This is a genomic window from Pseudomonas ovata, from assembly GCF_003131185.1.
In the GTDB taxonomy this organism is placed as follows: domain Bacteria; phylum Pseudomonadota; class Gammaproteobacteria; order Pseudomonadales; family Pseudomonadaceae; genus Aquipseudomonas; species Aquipseudomonas ovata.
The window spans coordinates 20193-35212 of the sequence record NZ_QFFU01000024.1; the positions used below are offsets into that span (position 1 = coordinate 20193).

15 protein-coding genes and 2 pseudogenes are annotated in these 15020 nt (G+C 53.3%); 7 read left to right on the forward strand and 10 right to left on the reverse strand.

Annotated elements, in window-relative coordinates; translation table 11 throughout:
• Positions 1–200: 200 nt before the first annotated feature.
• The 6 genes from DGA31_RS23750 to gcvA all read right to left on the reverse strand — a co-directional run bounded on the left by DGA31_RS23750 (position 201) and on the right by gcvA (position 6238).
• Positions 201–1163, reverse strand: a complete 963-nt coding sequence (locus DGA31_RS23750) for a tyrosine-type recombinase/integrase (RefSeq protein ID WP_109514190.1) — start codon at positions 1161–1163, stop codon at positions 201–203.
• A gap of 167 nt (positions 1164–1330) precedes the next feature.
• Entirely contained in the window at positions 1331–1615 is a 285-nt protein-coding gene (locus tag DGA31_RS23755) for a type II toxin-antitoxin system RelE family toxin (RefSeq protein ID WP_109514191.1), read from the reverse strand.
• Between the two features lie 9 nt (positions 1616–1624).
• Positions 1625–1858 (reverse strand): Phd-YefM, encoded by a 234-nt coding sequence (locus DGA31_RS23760; protein WP_109514253.1) that lies wholly within the window; start codon positions 1856–1858, stop codon positions 1625–1627.
• Positions 1859–2376: 518 nt separating this feature from the next.
• Entirely contained in the window at positions 2377–2499 is a 123-nt protein-coding gene (locus tag DGA31_RS30510) for a hypothetical protein (RefSeq protein WP_277749408.1), read from the reverse strand.
• A gap of 1391 nt (positions 2500–3890) precedes the next feature.
• The gene (locus DGA31_RS23765) at positions 3891–5105 is read right to left on the reverse strand and encodes a MalY/PatB family protein (protein WP_109514192.1); all 1215 of its coding nucleotides are present in this window, start codon (positions 5103–5105) and stop codon (positions 3891–3893) included.
• Positions 5106–5275: 170 nt separating this feature from the next.
• A complete protein-coding gene (gcvA, locus tag DGA31_RS23770; RefSeq protein ID WP_109514193.1) occupies positions 5276–6238 on the reverse strand; it encodes a transcriptional regulator GcvA in 963 nt (320 codons plus the stop codon).
• Positions 6239–6415: 177 nt separating this feature from the next.
• On the opposite strand from gcvA, the gene DGA31_RS23775 reads away from it, so the two are divergent.
• Both DGA31_RS23775 and DGA31_RS23780 read left to right on the forward strand, forming a co-directional pair.
• Complete coding sequence (locus DGA31_RS23775; protein WP_109514194.1) at positions 6416–7189, forward strand: SDR family NAD(P)-dependent oxidoreductase; 774 nt, start codon at positions 6416–6418, stop codon at positions 7187–7189.
• Between the two features lie 14 nt (positions 7190–7203).
• Positions 7204–7539: a carboxymuconolactone decarboxylase family protein gene (locus tag DGA31_RS23780; protein ID WP_109514195.1), complete on the forward strand. Its 336-nt coding sequence runs from the start codon at positions 7204–7206 to the stop codon at positions 7537–7539.
• Positions 7540–7699: 160 nt separating this feature from the next.
• Here the strand turns inward: DGA31_RS23780 and DGA31_RS23785 are convergent.
• Positions 7700–7989: pseudogene (locus DGA31_RS23785) on the reverse strand (IS5/IS1182 family transposase); the annotation flags it as partial.
• 15 nt (positions 7990–8004) lie between these two features.
• On the opposite strand from DGA31_RS23785, the pseudogene DGA31_RS30915 reads away from it, so the two are divergent.
• The 3 genes and pseudogenes from DGA31_RS30915 to DGA31_RS23800 all read left to right on the forward strand — a co-directional run.
• Positions 8005–8595 (forward strand): annotated as a pseudogene (locus tag DGA31_RS30915) (tyrosine-type recombinase/integrase); the annotation flags it as partial.
• A 303-nt stretch (positions 8596–8898) separates the two neighbouring features.
• A complete protein-coding gene (locus tag DGA31_RS23795; protein ID WP_152035071.1) occupies positions 8899–9909 on the forward strand; it encodes a hypothetical protein in 1011 nt (336 codons plus the stop codon).
• Positions 9910–9985: 76 nt separating this feature from the next.
• Positions 9986–10945: a hypothetical protein gene (locus DGA31_RS23800; RefSeq protein WP_109514197.1), complete on the forward strand. Its 960-nt coding sequence runs from the start codon at positions 9986–9988 to the stop codon at positions 10943–10945.
• Positions 10946–11109: 164 nt separating this feature from the next.
• On the opposite strand, the gene DGA31_RS29825 is transcribed toward DGA31_RS23800, so the two are convergent.
• Positions 11110–11265 carry a hypothetical protein gene (locus DGA31_RS29825; RefSeq protein WP_153811679.1) on the reverse strand — a complete coding sequence of 52 codons (156 nt, stop codon included), beginning with the start codon at positions 11263–11265 and terminating at the stop codon, positions 11110–11112.
• Positions 11266–11336: 71 nt separating this feature from the next.
• On the opposite strand from DGA31_RS29825, the gene tnpB reads away from it, so the two are divergent.
• Both tnpB and tnpC read left to right on the forward strand, forming a co-directional pair.
• Complete coding sequence (tnpB, locus tag DGA31_RS23805) at positions 11337–11696, forward strand: IS66 family insertion sequence element accessory protein TnpB (protein WP_007247730.1); 360 nt, start codon at positions 11337–11339, stop codon at positions 11694–11696.
• Positions 11697–11714: 18 nt separating this feature from the next.
• Positions 11715–13226, forward strand: coding sequence for an IS66 family transposase (gene tnpC, locus DGA31_RS23810; protein ID WP_109514198.1), 1512 nt, complete (start codon positions 11715–11717; stop codon positions 13224–13226).
• Positions 13227–13256: 30 nt separating this feature from the next.
• On the opposite strand, the gene DGA31_RS29705 is transcribed toward tnpC, so the two are convergent.
• Both DGA31_RS29705 and DGA31_RS23815 read right to left on the reverse strand, forming a co-directional pair.
• Positions 13257–13703, reverse strand: coding sequence for a hypothetical protein (locus tag DGA31_RS29705; RefSeq protein ID WP_152035072.1), 447 nt, complete (start codon positions 13701–13703; stop codon positions 13257–13259).
• Positions 13704–13924: 221 nt separating this feature from the next.
• Entirely contained in the window at positions 13925–14866 is a 942-nt protein-coding gene (locus DGA31_RS23815) for a tyrosine-type recombinase/integrase (protein ID WP_109514199.1), read from the reverse strand.
• Positions 14867–15020: the final 154 nt, after the last annotated feature.

Sequence of the window (15020 nt, forward strand, 5' to 3'; positions counted from 1 at the left end):
GAAGAAAATAAAGTTTAAAGAGCCAATTTGTGTAAAGTTTTCAGCTCAATCGCTTTCACGGAGAAGTTGATGCCGTTCTTGAATGCCTGCTCTTGGCGATTGCTGCCGATTCACAGGGCGGCCTTCAGGGAATGTTCCATTAGAGTGGCCAGCCTAGGCTACCCCCAAGCAGGAGTATGATTTCGAGCGTAGCCCCTCAATTAGTACTTTACCTTGTAGGTAGGCGAGTCCTCAGGCCGGTTCTCTCGCCTATCATAGATCTTGGTTGTGCTGATATTGGCATGACCCAGCCAGGCCTGGACCTTGGCAATATCAGCTTCATGCTCCAGCGCATTGGTAGCTGCGGTTGCTCTGAGTCCATGGACTCCCAAGCCGTCCACCTTGATCCCCGCCTTCTTCGCATAAGCAGCCACCACGGTGTAGATGCCGTTGGCCGTGATTCCCGCGCCGGTCAGCTTGCCACGCAATGGAATGAAGAGCGGCACCTTCCTGTCCGCCCAATGGTGCCCTGAGCTTTCCAGGTACTGGTGGATACGCCCGGCCGCCACGGGGTGCAATGGCAGGTAGCGCACCTTGCCGCCTTTGCCGTGCACCTTAAGGTGTTGGATCCCGCGCCGGTCCTGAATGTCGCTCACCTGCAGCAGCGCCGCTTCTTCGCGGCGTAGTCCGTGGTAGAGAAGAACAGCCAATATCGCCCGGTCGCGCTGCCCTTTAAGTGTTGCTTCATCCGGCGCCTCGAGCAGCGCCTTCGCCTGGTGATCGCCCAGTGCCGGTGTCTTGCCTTCGTTGCTTTCAATCTTCGGTCGTTTTACCCCGTGCACTGGATTGCCACCGGCGATCGCATTGTTTTCCAGGAGGTGATCAAAAAGGCTGGCCAGCGCGGCCAATTTGCGCCGGATCGTCGCTCCCGCTAAGCCGCGATGCTCGAGCTGGGCACGCCAGGCCAGAACGTGCGATCTGGTCACCACACGAAACTCATCGGCCGAAGCCAAACCTACAAAACCGCAGAAGTCTTCCAGGTCATTTCGGTAAGCGCGTCGTGTTCGCGGGTTGTCTAGGTTGGCAAACCACTCGACTGCAGCGGATACCCGGGCCAAATCCTGAAATTCGACCGCCGTCAGCCTGCGCTGATCATTCTGGGCGGTTTTCGTCAGTTCCTGCATACCTATCTCTCTGTTGGCACCGCTACGATTACTGAGGGTCATTCCAGTCACCAAAGCAACGCGTTAAGCGATCGGCGTACGCAGATCGGATAAACGGCGATAATTGCTGATAACGTATTTCTTGGCTTGTTAAGCGCTCGATAAAAACCCGCCGAAGCGGGTTCAGGTCAGACTCGGCGGGTTGCGGCCTCATAGACCTCATCGTCGCGCCTAGCACCTACACAAAGGACCAGGACGATTTCGGTCCCGTTGATGCGGTAGACAATACGTACATCGCCTGTTCGAATCCGCAGGTAACCGGTAAGAACTCCACGGAGCGGCTTGCCAATTTTATCCGGCTCCCCTTCAGCGATGCGCTCGCGTATTACTTTCAGGATCCTCCTCGCCTCAGCCGTCCCCAGCTGTTTGAGGTCTTGCTCTACTTCGGGATGAAACCGGACGCTCCAACTCATTGGTTTTGCCTACCTGAAGTTCGCCTCCATGTCCTCAAGGCTCACTGTGTTCATTTCGTTCAAGGTGGACAGGCGTTCGATGGCCATGCGTTCTGCGCGAAGGTCTTCAAGCTCGTCTTGCAAGGCCTGATAGGCATCTACACCTACCAATACCGCTGCTGGCTCGTTGTCCTTAAAGATCACCAGGTGAGTTGTTATCCCACTGGTGACCTCCTTCAATTTCGCGCTGAAGCCGCGGACCATTGCTGTTGCGGACACAGCCTGTTCAGCTCGGTCTAGGAGTGCACTCATGCGCTTGATGCCTCGATTCGGTAGTCAGATTCAGTAGTCAGATTCAGTAGTCAGATTCAGTAGTCAGATTCAAAAATCGGTTTCAGTGTCAGATATTGGCAGCGCTGTTCTATTATGCGCATTTATATACGCATAACAATGCGCCCGTCGCGGGAGTGACGAACGGTCTAATCCCGCAGCTATGACCTGGGCCCACATCAAGCGGCCAGGGAGCAGGTGGGTTGTCTAGATCAACGTTGAAGGATCAACGCCGTTCAATTTCAACGATGGGCTGGGCGAATATACTTTTGGAGACGGTTGAGAGAGTCGCGACCGAATGGGGCTGTCACCAGGCATGGTGTGGCTATTGCCTGAGTAGCGTTGGTCCATGTGAACGTCAACATTCGACCCACAGCCGTTAGGGCCTAGAGACTATGCTACCTCTGGCTACGTAGTACGGGATTTATGTTCAAGAAGGCCCCCGCATCTGGTCACGGTGCTGGGGCCTTTTTTTGTGCCTGCTGTTCATCTATTAATACCACCCGAGTGGCAATCTCGGCGCCGCGCTCGATGCGCAGTGAATTTTTTGGATCGCGCAAGGCGATGAAAATCATTTGCAGTCCGCTGGGTCGCATGCGACCCGGCGGCGCCCGGCCAGCGCGCCGGCGGCGAAAGTAACTTGACCGCGGGGCCCGGCCGGCACCTGGTGCGCGGCGCCCCTGGGGCCCCGCCGGGCGCCCGGCCAGCACCTGGTGTCCGCGCAAGTAACTTGACCGCGACGCCCGGCCGGCGCCCTGGCGCGGCGCAAATGATTTCTTGCCAGCGCCCGGCCAGCACCTGGTGCCCGCGCAAGTAACTTGACCGCGGCGCCCGGCCGGCGCGGCGCCGGGCGCCGGCGCAATCTGCAGGCGAAAAAAAACCGCCCTGAGAAGGCGGTTTTTATGCCAGAAAGCTGAGAGGCAATCTGGCGGCGTACTGGATTTGACGACGAATTGATACTAACTGGCGCCCGGGCGGTGCGCAATATGGCCGGCCACCACTGGACGGTTGCTCAAATTTGATTAACGTATTCAACAGGCGGTTGAATACGAATCACAAGCAGGCGCAAGTGAATCGAAGAAATGCCAGAAATCTGCGTGACTGCGTGTAAAAGCCTGAATTTGCGGGGTTTTGCGAAACGAAATGACCCCGGGTTTGGGATTTCTAAAAAGCCAACCATAAGGAGATAAGCGAATAAGGATGACGGAAATTGTCTGATTACCGTTGGTCGGATAGTTGGGGTTTCTGTCACCCTGACCATGGTAGAAAGGTGGCACGTAGGATTTACTTCTGCGGGGACCTTGCACCACGCGTGAGAAACGTGCCGGCGCGTCAAGGACCATCAATGAACATTGGCGTACTGGATTTGACGACACTTCTCCAGTAGCTACATGCCCTGGCCGGTAAGGGTATGTGACGCCGAGGTTCCTGAATCAGGAAACCTTCCCTATGGATTGGTTTTTGTTTTTGCACCGTCTCTGGCGGTGGATTCGCGTATGCGCGCAAGTGATTCATGTAGCACGAGCATTTGGTTTTCTTGTGGTCTGGATCACCAATGCTGTGACCTGGCTTTGCGATCTCATGGATCGCTTAGATACCGATAACCACCTGTAACACACGGCCCCGCCTATTGGCGGGGTTTTTTGTGTCTGCATGAAAACTGTCCGGCGTGACGCGTCACGCACCGTTCAGTGCGTCGCCATGTCCGCGGAGCCACTCTCCGCGTACATGGCCCGTTTTAAGCCCGTATACGCACGCCCAAGCCCTTATCTCTTCCTGCCAGACCCACACCAAGCCCCTCACGCGTGACGCGTCACACGCCCATGAAAAAGCCTCGTACAAGGACGTTGTTCGATAAGTCGATGCAACTCGACAGGAAGTGCCTCAATAACTGCCTACCGCCATAGCTAAGAACCGGTCTAAGGTTGTCTTTCATGGATGACAGCTTTCGAGTTATTGCGGACGGTCATTCAGGTGGCAAAGAGATCCCTTGAATTGCGGTGCGCATGCGGTCTAGAGCGTCTTGAAGAACCGAGCGTGGACACGCGAGATTCAGGCGAACACATCCATCGCCGTTATCGACGAACATTTCTCCTCCTTCAAAAATCACACCGGCTCGTTCTAGGAAAAAGCGAGTGAGATTTACCGATTCAGGGAAATAGGCCCGGACATCCAGCCATGCTAGGTAGGTTGCTTCAGGAATTACGAAGCGGGCTTCAGGTAAATATTTTCGTACGTAGTTGTCCAATAGAACAAAGTTGCCGTCCAGGTAAGTACGTAGATCCTCGAGCCAGGCTTCACCATCGCGGTAGGCACCAATGGCGGCAGCCAAGCTGACTGGATTAATGAACGGATAGTGCAAATCGTTCCAGCGCTCACGTAGCACAGGGTCGGGAATAATTATGTTTGCAATCATCATCCCTGCGAGATTGAAAGTCTTGCTCACCGCCATACAAGTAATAATGTCTAGGGTTTCAGGAAATAGTTTAGCCAATGGCGTATGTTTGTAACCCTGGCGAAGAAGATCGCAATGGATTTCGTCTGATATTATCTTTATGTCGTTTGCCAGACAGATCTCTGTCATTCGAACCAATTCGCCTTCTGTCCAACGCCGGCCGGTTGGGTTGTGCGGATGACATAGAAAGAACACCTTCACCGCTGGATCAGATGCATTTTTCTCGAAATCTGCGAAGTCGACTTCGTAATGCCCGTCCTGTGCGACAAGCGGTGATGTGATAAAGGTTCGGCCGCTCTTAACGGCGGCATGCTTGAAGTATCCATAGGAGGGGCTAAGCGTCAGCACCTTGTCATCCGAGCCACACAAGTAGTGAATAAGCGCAAATAGAGCAGGTATGACGCCGAGCGAAACCATCATCTGCTCACGTGGAAAACTCCACCCATAGCGCCGCTCGCACCAGCCACGGAATGCGTCATAAAGCTGGTCATCAAGGTTCATCGTATAGCCGAATATTGGATGCCTAAGCCGATCTGCCATTGCGTCCAAGGCTGCCTGTGGGGCAGAAAACTGCATATCGGCGACCCACATCTGGATAATGTCTTCCGGTGCAATATCCAATGTAAGAGGTTCGCTACCTGGACTAAAAAGATACTTTTCATAGCCGTCGAGAGCTAAAGCGTTTGTCCCATCGCGCGGCAATAGAATGTTGAAATCATGGCCCATCGGAAACAGTCCTCTTATGTGATGTGAAATTTAAGCCTGACAGTTGTGGCCGAAGGCCTAGAAACCAAATTGCATTACCGCCTGTTACGTTGCTGGGGAATCGGCTGGGCCATGGATGACTTCACCAGAGTCTTTCATGACGTGTCGGAAGCGGGCCCCATCAAGAGCGTTCACTCTAGAGTCGCGGTAATTGCCGAGTGATCATTTTCAAAAGTGCATTTGCTTGCCTCGATGAGCACCCAGTCACGAAAGTCCCTTACCTTGGGCAGTTCGCTGAACTCAGTCCGATAGACGACGTAATAAGCCTGCGTCAGCGGACACTCCAACCCTTTATCAGCAAAGGGGCGGATCAGGCGCCCAGCAGCCAAGTCATCTCCCACCATCACGCTACGAGCTAGAGCAAGACCATGACCTTCTGCAGCCGCCTGCAGCACCGCAGCCGAGTTGTTGATCCTCAGTCCATGATTCGTAGGAATATGACTGAATCCAGATGCATCTAGCCACATTCGCCAGGTTGGGTAATCCGGATTGTTGACCATAGTGAGGTCGTGAATAAGCGTGCACTCTCCTAACGCCTTAGGTGTCAACACTCCTTGTTGGAGAAGCGGAAAGTCAGGTGAGCAGACAGGAAATATCACTTCATCCATCAAGTGGACGGCTGTCAGCCCATTCCATTTTCCAGCCCCGTAGCGCACCCCGATATCGACATGCTCAGTCTGAAAGTTTATTGCGCGGGGGTTGGTGTCCAGCAACACATTAATATTGGGAAAGGCCTGTTGGAATCGCTCAATGCGTGGCAGCAGCCATTTCGATGCAAAAGCGGGACTCACCGTTACCGTCAACTCAGCGTGTAAGCCTGCATCTTTCAGGCGGTCCAGCCCCATGCTCAAGCGAGCAAATCCTTCACGTATGTCCGGTAGCGCGGCTCGGGCCGCATCTGTGAGCAAGAGCCGCATAGCTCCACTTCCTAATCGGTTGAACAATGGCACCCCCAGCCAGGATTCCAATGCTCGTACTTGCTGTCCGACTGCTGCGGGCGTGACGTTCAGTTCGATTGCCGCAGCAGAGAAGCTCTGATGCCGGGCGGTCGCTTCAAAAGCGCGCAGCGCATTAAGATGAAGGGTGGCATTCATTGATAGTTTTTCTTTCTCGTAAATAAAATTTTTCTGCGTTGATACAGTAAAAATACTAGCTAAAGATACGCATCTGTAACGCAATCTCGCAAATAGAAAGTATCAGCTACCCAGAATTCGGAAAGGGCTGCTTTTGCACAAGATTTTTAGTACGCAGCCAACGTTGGAGAAAGGGGAATGAAGATTTTTTTCAAAAAGGTAGCGATCGTCACTGGTGGCAGTTCCGGTATCGGTAAGGAAGTTGCCAAGCGTCTGGTCAACGCAGGTGCAGCAGTCGTCATCGGAGGCCGTGACTCCGCAAAGCTTCTCGACGTGGGTCGTGAGATTGATCCATCCGGAAAGCAGGTGCGCACATTGGCCGGTGATATTGCCGAGCCCGCCCATGCACAGGCCCTTGTCGAGTTGGCGGTAAAGGATTTCGGCGGGCTAGACATCCTTATCAGCAATGCGGGTGTTTTCAATCCCAAGCCCTTTCTGGACGTCAGCCCCCAAGAGTACGACTGGTTTCTCGACACGATCTTGAAGGGGAAATTCTTCATGGCGCAGGCGGCCGCCAAAGCCATGGTGACGCGTGGCGGCGGTGCTATCGTACAGACCGGTTCGTTATGGGCAATCCAGGCCATCGGCGCCACTCCGTCTGCCGCGTATTCGGCGGCAAACGCTGGGGTACATGCGTTAACTCGCAATCTTGCCATTGAGCTCGCCGGATCGAAAATCCGCATCAACACAGTGGCTCCGGCTGTGGTTGAGACCCCGGTTTACAGCACCTTTATGACCGCAGACGAGGTAAAAGCGGTGCTGCCGACCTTCAATGCTTTCCATCCACTGGGCCGCAATGGGCAGCCTTCTGATGTTGCTAAAGCAATCTTATTTCTTGCCTCTGACGAGGCAGCATGGATTACCGGCACCATTTTGCCGGTCGATGGCGGCGTCACTGCCGGCCGCAACTGAGAGGTAACAACTAAATGAATGACTGGAACAAGTACTCAACCGAACTGATGCAAAACGTTGGTCAGTTTGCCAAGCTCGCACCTGACACCATGCGCGGCCTCAACACAATCGGCAGCACGCCCGCCAAGCATCTGGAGCCAAAGATTCATGAACTGATTGCCCTGTCTGTAGCCATAAGCACGCGTTGTGACGGCTGCATTGCGGTACATGTGCAGGCTGCACTGAAACATGGTGCGACCCGTGAGGAAATCGCCGAGGCACTGAGCGTGGCAATCGCGTTGAATGCCGGCGCCGCCCTGGTGTATACGGCGCGAGTATTTGATGCGATATCGGCATTCGAAAAACCGTGATCGGAGCGTGTTGAGGGCGAGTCCCAATACACGCGCTTTTCGCGCTCAAGATCGAGACGGTCAATCTGAAAAGCTGCGTTGATCGTCTCGTCGGCTTATACAAATGAACAACGACCAATGCTGTGACTAACCATCGAACAGCGCCCCCTCCGTTATCGCACTAGGTTTTGTACGAAAAGTATTGCGGCGTACAACGGAGGCTACAGGCCATTGTGACCATGGCCGCAAACCTTCTCATCAGCTTGTCGTAACGAGTGCCTATTCTCCATTTCTCCTTTAGCTAGCCAAGCATTCGCTCGATGATGTTCCGCGGCCGATACTTTGGACGGTAGCAAGACCGGCATTTGCGTAGCATGACGCATAGAGAAATCATCGGCTGCATTCGGTAACGGTCGCAATAGCGAGCAGGTGTTCTGCGTCACAGCCTTTGTCAGCCAGTAATCCGGTGCACAGCGTCAAGTAAAAAACGAGGGAAAGCCCCCTGCCCTGGACGATCATGAGACTAAGGCTCTGCTCGAGGCACCGGATGCAAATACGCTGAAGCGACGAAGCGGCACCGAAACCTGGCTATTCTCGTCGTGTTGCTATATCGCGGTCTGAGTCGTTAAGAAACCCAATTCGTGGTCCGCGATATCCGAAAACGCCGAGAGGTCAAGCACCTCCAGGTCCACGGCAAGGGCGGTAAGCTGCGCTTTATTCTGCTGCCCCCCTAACCATCGAACGGATCTATAGGTATCTGGAAAAGTCCGGCCACTACCTGGTCGACAGCAAAGCCCCCTTGTTTTTGCCTCTTCGGGGCCAGGCGACCGGGTCGACATTAGCGCCAATGGTATCTACGCCTTGGTGGGCCATTACGCGAAAATCGCCGGCATCGAGGTCGCGGGCCTCGGCGTGCATGGCCTGCGCGCGACGGCAGCGACCAATGCCCTGGAGCATGAGACGGACATCGCCAAGGTCCAGGCCTGGCTGGGTCATGTCAACATCGGCACGACCAAGATCTATGATCGGCGGCAGAACCGGCCTGAGGATTCACCGACCTACATAGTGAGGTATTGAAAGCTCATCTTATGCCGAGGTTTTCAAAGGTTCTTCGCTGGCCTTCCTGACTGGCAGCAATCGGCCAGCAGCAGACATTCATCGATCGCAAAAGACAGGCACTCATGCCCTGTTCGATCAACGCAAGCTCGCCTCTCTGCGCCCACAATAGGCCGATTGCTGCCTATCGCCAACGTCAGCGTTGGGTCTATTGCAGCCGATAGTGATCGAATAAAAAATCCGTCCCCTTTCTGGCTCTTTGCTGTCTTTCTGGTAAAAAGATGGCTTAATGATGGCTACATTGAAACGCGTGAGATGTAATCCATGGAATACTTGGCTAGGATCTGCTTTAACTCTCAAGGATGGCGGCGTCCCACCGGCGAGGCACGATTGCTTGAGCTTGCCAGCCCGCCCTCTTTTTCGCGGATGTTCGGCTACGGCCACGAAGAATGGTTGTTCCGGTTTGATTGGCTAATTGATGGCTGGCAGTACGGTTTTTTGCAAGGCGTGAATAATAGTCGCTCCACTGTTGCAGGCATGGAAGAGGCAGTCGACGTCACCCTATATACTTGTGAACCTTCGTCACAACGTCGATATGTCGCCAAAATTCTGGATGTTGAATGCCTCAGTTATTCACAATCCAAAGCCATTCATGCTCAGTTTGTTGCTAATGGCTGGCTGGCCGATATGCAGGCCGATATCGTGGCAGTGAATGGAGACGTTTCTACATTAGGGGATCCGAACTGGGTTAGCGGGATGATCAACGTACGTTTTCGTCAAGAGAATGTACGGTGGTATCCAGCGAACACTTATGCTGAGGACGGTGAATACGTACGAACTCTGCGACGATACCAGTTCAACGAGATCAAAAACCTCGCCCAAGCTCCGCTTGTTGACCGAATCCGCATGAATCGTAACGGTCGGCCGGATGCACCGAATCAAAATCCTTTTTTTCGCAGCGGTTCTGCCGGAAAAATATGCACACCCGAGCACGGGCTGATTCAAGCTAAGTTGCTGGAAGAATTGAAAGCTGAATACTCGAACGCGGACATTAGCTGCGAAAAAGATTTTGTAGACATCACCGTTGAAACACCCAGCGAGAGAATTCTATTTGAAATAAAATCTGATGTAGTCCCGCGTACCGTGCTTCGACTGGCGGTTGGACAGCTGCTTGAATACGGCTTTTACTATCCCTCGCAGGATGAGGATTCCCATAGGGTGACGCGACTGGTTGCGGTTGGGCGCAAAGCCATGTCACATGAAGATCAAGCGTATCTGAAGTGTTTGCAGCAGAAGTTCAATCTACCCTTGGAATATCGTGTTGTGGTCATCTGAACATAATCTTTCAAAGCCAAAAATATTCTTTTCAGTCAGCAGGTTTGGGTTTTGAGAGAATTCAGGAGTGAATATTATGATGGACAAATTAAATCTTGCTTGCAATATAAAACTAACTGAGCAAAATGAAAAATATCGGCACATCCAGAGCTATATATTCTTTCGCTCTCTGATGGGAGCTGTCCAACAAAATCACCAAGCATTAATTCTCGATCTAAAAAACTTGCAGAACCTCAGCATTAGTACCGATCAAAGTACCATTTTTGACAAGCGAAGTCGGGTGCAGAACTCACTATTAAACCTCCTGAACTCACACAAATTATTTATCGATATATTAAAGCGAAATCATGAAAAAAATGATCCAAAGATGTATGCTCGCTTTAAGGTCGTCGCCTCTCATTATTATGATGAAGATTTCAACTATCGAATGTTTGAGGTGCTACGAAACTATTGCCAACACGCCAGCACTGCGCCAATAGACATTTTTTCGGACTTTGAAGGCACCACGTACATCTTCATCAATAAGCAGGAACTAAGCAAAGACAAAAAAATCTTAAAGAAGATTGAAAAGGAGCTAGAGTCGCCATTTCATATCGAGTTTAACTCGATAGTTCTTGAGTGGATTTCTACCGTATCGCACATCTATGGATTAGTTTTAGATTATTTTGCCTACCGGGCAGGTCTAGTTATAAATGATTACTTAGATCACCTAAACAGGGATGTGATGGCTTTAAAATCTGACCCATTGGTTGCTGAGACAATGCGATCTGTAGAGATCAAAATCATAAAGACTAGGATGCTATTTCCAGTCCTGCCAGATCCTAAAATGATTTGTAAGGAAATTGTGGAAAGACTTGTAAGCCCAGAGCGTGCCAACAGATATTCAGAGATGAAGGAGATTTTTTTGGGCATAAGGTCTTCGAAAAACTCATCTAGACGAATGAAGAAACTCGGGGCGAAATTTGATTTTCCGAAATTTGACACTCTATTTATAAAAACTCTTAACAAGTTTTTGAATGGTGATGGACCTTTCTGAAGCCTTCTGCCGTATGGATTCAGGATAATCTGTCGGGATTTATTATTTACGGTACCTGCCATTGGAGACACATCGAGCGGCTGCTTCTGGCCGACTGCTGCCCTTCATGACCGGCGGATTTCGACCCATAACAGCCCCTCGCGAAAAGCAGCAGTCGGCCAGGATCAGCCGTTGAACAGATATACGACCAGGCGTTTGGACGGGCTCACAATGATCACGCCAATCCGGCCAAAGGCGTAGTAGCTTCCTGGGGCATTGATAATGGCGTCAACCTCACTAATGACTGACGGATCGACATCAGTGCAAAGTAAGCGCTCCATGAACCCCACATTCCAAGCGCTTATCTGATGCTCGATGCTGTGCTCCCGATTCTCTCAGGAGCCCGTTCGCCATGATGCGACCCGACGCCAAAGTCGAAAAAGTCTATCTCTACCCCAAACCCGTCGACTTCCGAAAATCCATTGACGGCCTGGCTGCCCTGGTCGAGTTGGATATCAAGGTCGCAGTCTTTGACCCAGTGCTTTTTGTTTTCCTCAACAAGCCACGCAACCGCGTGAAGATCTTGTACTGGGAACGCAACGGCTTCTGCCTTTGGCTCAAGCGCCTGGAGTCCGAACGTTTCAAAACATCGCCTGACGTGACGGACGAAGCGATTGTGCTGACTGTCCAGGAACTCAACTGGATGCTCGACGGTTTTGACCTCTGGCGTAACCGTCCTCATCAGGTTTTGACGCCGCGATTCGTGGCCTGATTCGGTATAATCCAGGGCATGAAATCCATGCCCGACAACCTTCCCGACGATCTCCAACTGCTCAAGCAAATGCTTGCGAAGATGCAGTCGCGGGTCGGTTTTCTTGAAGAGGAAAACGCGCTGCTGCGTCAGCGCTTGTTCGGACGTAAGTCCGAGCAGACGGCTGATCCTGCCACGCCTCAGCTAGCCCTTTTTAATGAAGCAGAAAGCATCGCGGACATTGCCGACGAAGACACGGAAGAAGAGGTCGTCGCACCCGCCAAGCGCCGTGGCAAGCGCAAGCCGCTGCCCGCTGGCCTTCCGCGCATCGAGGTCATCCACGAACTGCCCGAACATGAGCTGATTTGCACCTGCGGCTGCCGCAAGCATGCCATCGGTGAGGAGATCAGCGAGCAGCTTGAAATCGTCCCGATGCAGATCCGTGTCATCAAACACGTCCGCAAAGTCTATGGTTGCCGCGACTGCGAAACCGCTCCGGTCACTGCGGACAAGCCAGCTCAGTTGATTGAAAAAAGCATGGCCAGCCCGAGCGTTCTGGCGATGTTGCTGACCACCAAGTATGTGGACGGCTTGCCGCTTCATCGATTTGAAAAAGTATTAGGTCGCCACGGCATTGATATCCCTCGCCAGACCTTGGCACGCTGGGTTATCCAGTGCGGCGAGCACTTCCAGCCGCTGCTGAATTTAATGCGCGATAGCCTATTGGCCAGCCGCGTCATCCACTGCGATGAAACGCGGGTGCAGGTGTTGAAAGAGCCTGACCGCGAGCCAAGCAGTCAGTCGTGGATGTGGGTGCAAACCGGCGGCCCGCCGGATAAGCCGGTGATCCTTTTTGACTACTCCACCAGCCGTGCGCAGGAGGTACCGACTCGCCTGCTCGATGGCTATCGTGGTTACGTCATGACTGATGATTATGCCGGTTACAACGCGCTGGGCGCCCAAGCTGGAGTTGAGCGTTTAGGATGCTGGGCCCATGCGCGTCGTAAATTTGTTGAAGCGCAGAAAGTGCAGCCCAAAGGTAAAACAGGACGCGCGGATATCGCGCTGAATATGATCAACAAGCTTTACGGCATCGAACGCGACCTAAAGACTTGCGGCGACACTGAACGCAAGATCGGCCGTCACGAACAAAGCCTGTCGATACTGGCGCAGTTGAAAAGCTGGATCGAAAAGACGCAGCCACAGGTCACCGCTCAGAACGCCCTGGGCAAGGCTATCAGTTACCTCGCCAGTAACTGGAGCAAGCTGGAGCGATACGTCGAGGAAGGCTACCTGCCGCTCGACAATAACGCCGCTGAACGCGCGATCCGCCCCTTCGTGATCGGAAGAAAAAACTGGCTGTTTAGCGACACGCCCAAGGGCGCGACGGCCAGTGCTCAACTTTACAGCCTGGTCGAGACCGCCAAAGCCAACGGCCAGGAGCCCTATGCGTGGCTGCGCCACGCACTCGAACGCCTACCGACGGCGACATCGGTTGAAGACTACGAAGCCTTGCTGCCGTGGAACTGCTCACCTGCATCGCCTAGCTGAGCGCGCCACCCATATTGAGCACGGTGGGGTTTATGGAGCGCTTACAGTGCAAAAACCGTAGTTGCATAGATAGTCGTACGTTTTCATCGGCTGGTTTTTCCCTTCGGATGGCCAACGTTTTTCAGTACGAGAGACGGGGGTTTCCTGCCAGTTTTGATAGCTGCCCCTCCAGTGCCTAGATGGGTCAGGAGGATTGGCTGGCAGTTTTTTGAAGAACGATAACCCCGCGCCAGCCCTTATAGCCGTAGTCGGCGGCAACGGATAGACGCGGATACCTGACTCGTTGCCTCCCGGCCCAAAGCCCCATGACTCCTCGCTGAAGTAGGTCACCGCCGTGACGCCCAGTGCGTCTGGAACGAAACTCAGCCGGAAGACTTTCTCGTGCTGTTCAACTGCCCACCACGCCGCCGCACCACAGGTCAGCACCAGCAGAAGGAACACGATTGAACGGCGGAGAGACCGGCGAATACGATTCATGGCAGCTTCATCCTTGAAAAAAAATCTTCTGCTCAATGACCTGCGATCGGCAACTGTCGAATAGGTAGAAACCAGCCATGAGCGGTCCTCTAAAGCTTGTGAGAGAGTCCGAGTTAGGTTTTCCACGCAAGAACAGGCTCTTCCTTTTATGGAATTGAATCGCCCAACTCACTACGACATCGCATGTCACTTCTGCGTCAGCCGTATTACTGATGCAAGCATTAAACCTGAATCAGACTCCTACTAGCGAATTTATGCTCGATAGCATGTCCGCTTCTGGCATGTCCGAGCCAGGCCTGGACCTTGGCGATGTCGGCTTCATGCTCCAGTGCGTTGGTGGCCGCGGTGGCCCTGAGTCCGTGCACTCCAAGGCCGTCGACCTGAATCCCGGCTTTTTTCGCATAGGTCGTCACCACGGTATAGATACCGTTTGCCGTGATGCCGGCACCGGTCAGCTTGCCACGCAACGGGATGAATAGCGGCACCTTCCTGTCCTCCAGATGATGCCCTGAGCTTTCCAGGTACAGGTGAATGCGTCCAGCTGCCACCGGGTGCAACGGCAGGTAACGCATCTTTCCGCCTTTGCCGTGGACCTTTAAATGCTGAATACCGCGGCGCTCCTGAATGTCGCTCACCTGCAGCAGCGCCGCTTCTTCGCGGCGTAGTCCGTGGTAGAGAAGAACAGCCAATATCGCCCGGTCGCGCAGCCCTTTGAGGGTCGTTTCATCCGGGGCTTCGAGCAGCGCCTTGGCCTGGTGATCACCCAATGCCGGCGTCTTGCCTTCGTTGCTTTCAATCTTCGGTCGCTTTACCCCATGCACGGGGTTGCCGCCGGCGATCGCATTGCTCTCCAGGAGGTGATCAAAGAGGCTGGCCAGCGCGGCCAATTTGCGCCGGATCGTGGCACTCGCCAAACCGCGATGCTCGAGCTGGGCGCGCCAGGCCAAAACGTGGGATCGGGTGACCACGCGAAACTCATCGGCCGAGGCCAAGCCGACGAAACCGCAGAAGTCCTCCAGGTCATTCTGGTAGGCACGGCGGGTTCGAGGGTTGTCCAGGTTGGCAAACCACTCGACTGCAGCGGGTACTCGGGCCAAATCCTGAAATTCGACCGCCGTCAGCCTTCGCTGAGCGTTCTGAGCAGTGTTCGTCAGTTCCTGCATATCTATCTCTCTGTTGGCACCGCTACGATCACTTACGGTCATAACAGTCACAAAAGCAACGTTCTAAGCGATCAGCGTACGCAGATCGGATAAACGGCAATAATTGGTGATAACGTATTTTATCACCAGTAATTGACCGAAAGCCTTCGCATGC

What these genes read in the sequence shown, in the direction of transcription:
- DGA31_RS23750 (WP_109514190.1), bottom strand. Translation starts at nt 1,163, where the DNA reads ATGCAGGAACTGACGAAAACCGCCCAGAATGATCAGCGCAGGCTGACG.
- DGA31_RS23755 (WP_109514191.1), bottom strand. Translation starts at nt 1,615, where the DNA reads ATGAGTTGGAGCGTCCGGTTTCATCCCGAAGTAGAGCAAGACCTCAAA.
- DGA31_RS23760 (WP_109514253.1), bottom strand. Translation starts at nt 1,858, where the DNA reads ATGGTCCGCGGCTTCAGCGCGAAATTGAAGGAGGTCACCAGTGGGATA.
- DGA31_RS30510 (WP_277749408.1), bottom strand. Translation starts at nt 2,499, where the DNA reads ATGATTTTCATCGCCTTGCGCGATCCAAAAAATTCACTGCGCATCGAG.
- DGA31_RS23765 (WP_109514192.1), bottom strand. Translation starts at nt 5,105, where the DNA reads ATGGGCCATGATTTCAACATTCTATTGCCGCGCGATGGGACAAACGCT.
- gcvA (WP_109514193.1), bottom strand. Translation starts at nt 6,238, where the DNA reads ATGAATGCCACCCTTCATCTTAATGCGCTGCGCGCTTTTGAAGCGACC.
- DGA31_RS23775 (WP_109514194.1), top strand. Translation starts at nt 6,416, where the DNA reads ATGAAGATTTTTTTCAAAAAGGTAGCGATCGTCACTGGTGGCAGTTCC.
- DGA31_RS23780 (WP_109514195.1), top strand. Translation starts at nt 7,204, where the DNA reads ATGAATGACTGGAACAAGTACTCAACCGAACTGATGCAAAACGTTGGT.
- DGA31_RS23795 (WP_152035071.1), top strand. Translation starts at nt 8,899, where the DNA reads ATGGAATACTTGGCTAGGATCTGCTTTAACTCTCAAGGATGGCGGCGT.
- DGA31_RS23800 (WP_109514197.1), top strand. Translation starts at nt 9,986, where the DNA reads ATGATGGACAAATTAAATCTTGCTTGCAATATAAAACTAACTGAGCAA.
- DGA31_RS29825 (WP_153811679.1), bottom strand. Translation starts at nt 11,265, where the DNA reads ATGGAGCGCTTACTTTGCACTGATGTCGATCCGTCAGTCATTAGTGAG.
- tnpB (WP_007247730.1), top strand. Translation starts at nt 11,337, where the DNA reads ATGATGCGACCCGACGCCAAAGTCGAAAAAGTCTATCTCTACCCCAAA.
- tnpC (WP_109514198.1), top strand. Translation starts at nt 11,715, where the DNA reads ATGAAATCCATGCCCGACAACCTTCCCGACGATCTCCAACTGCTCAAG.
- DGA31_RS29705 (WP_152035072.1), bottom strand. Translation starts at nt 13,703, where the DNA reads ATGAATCGTATTCGCCGGTCTCTCCGCCGTTCAATCGTGTTCCTTCTG.
- DGA31_RS23815 (WP_109514199.1), bottom strand. Translation starts at nt 14,866, where the DNA reads ATGCAGGAACTGACGAACACTGCTCAGAACGCTCAGCGAAGGCTGACG.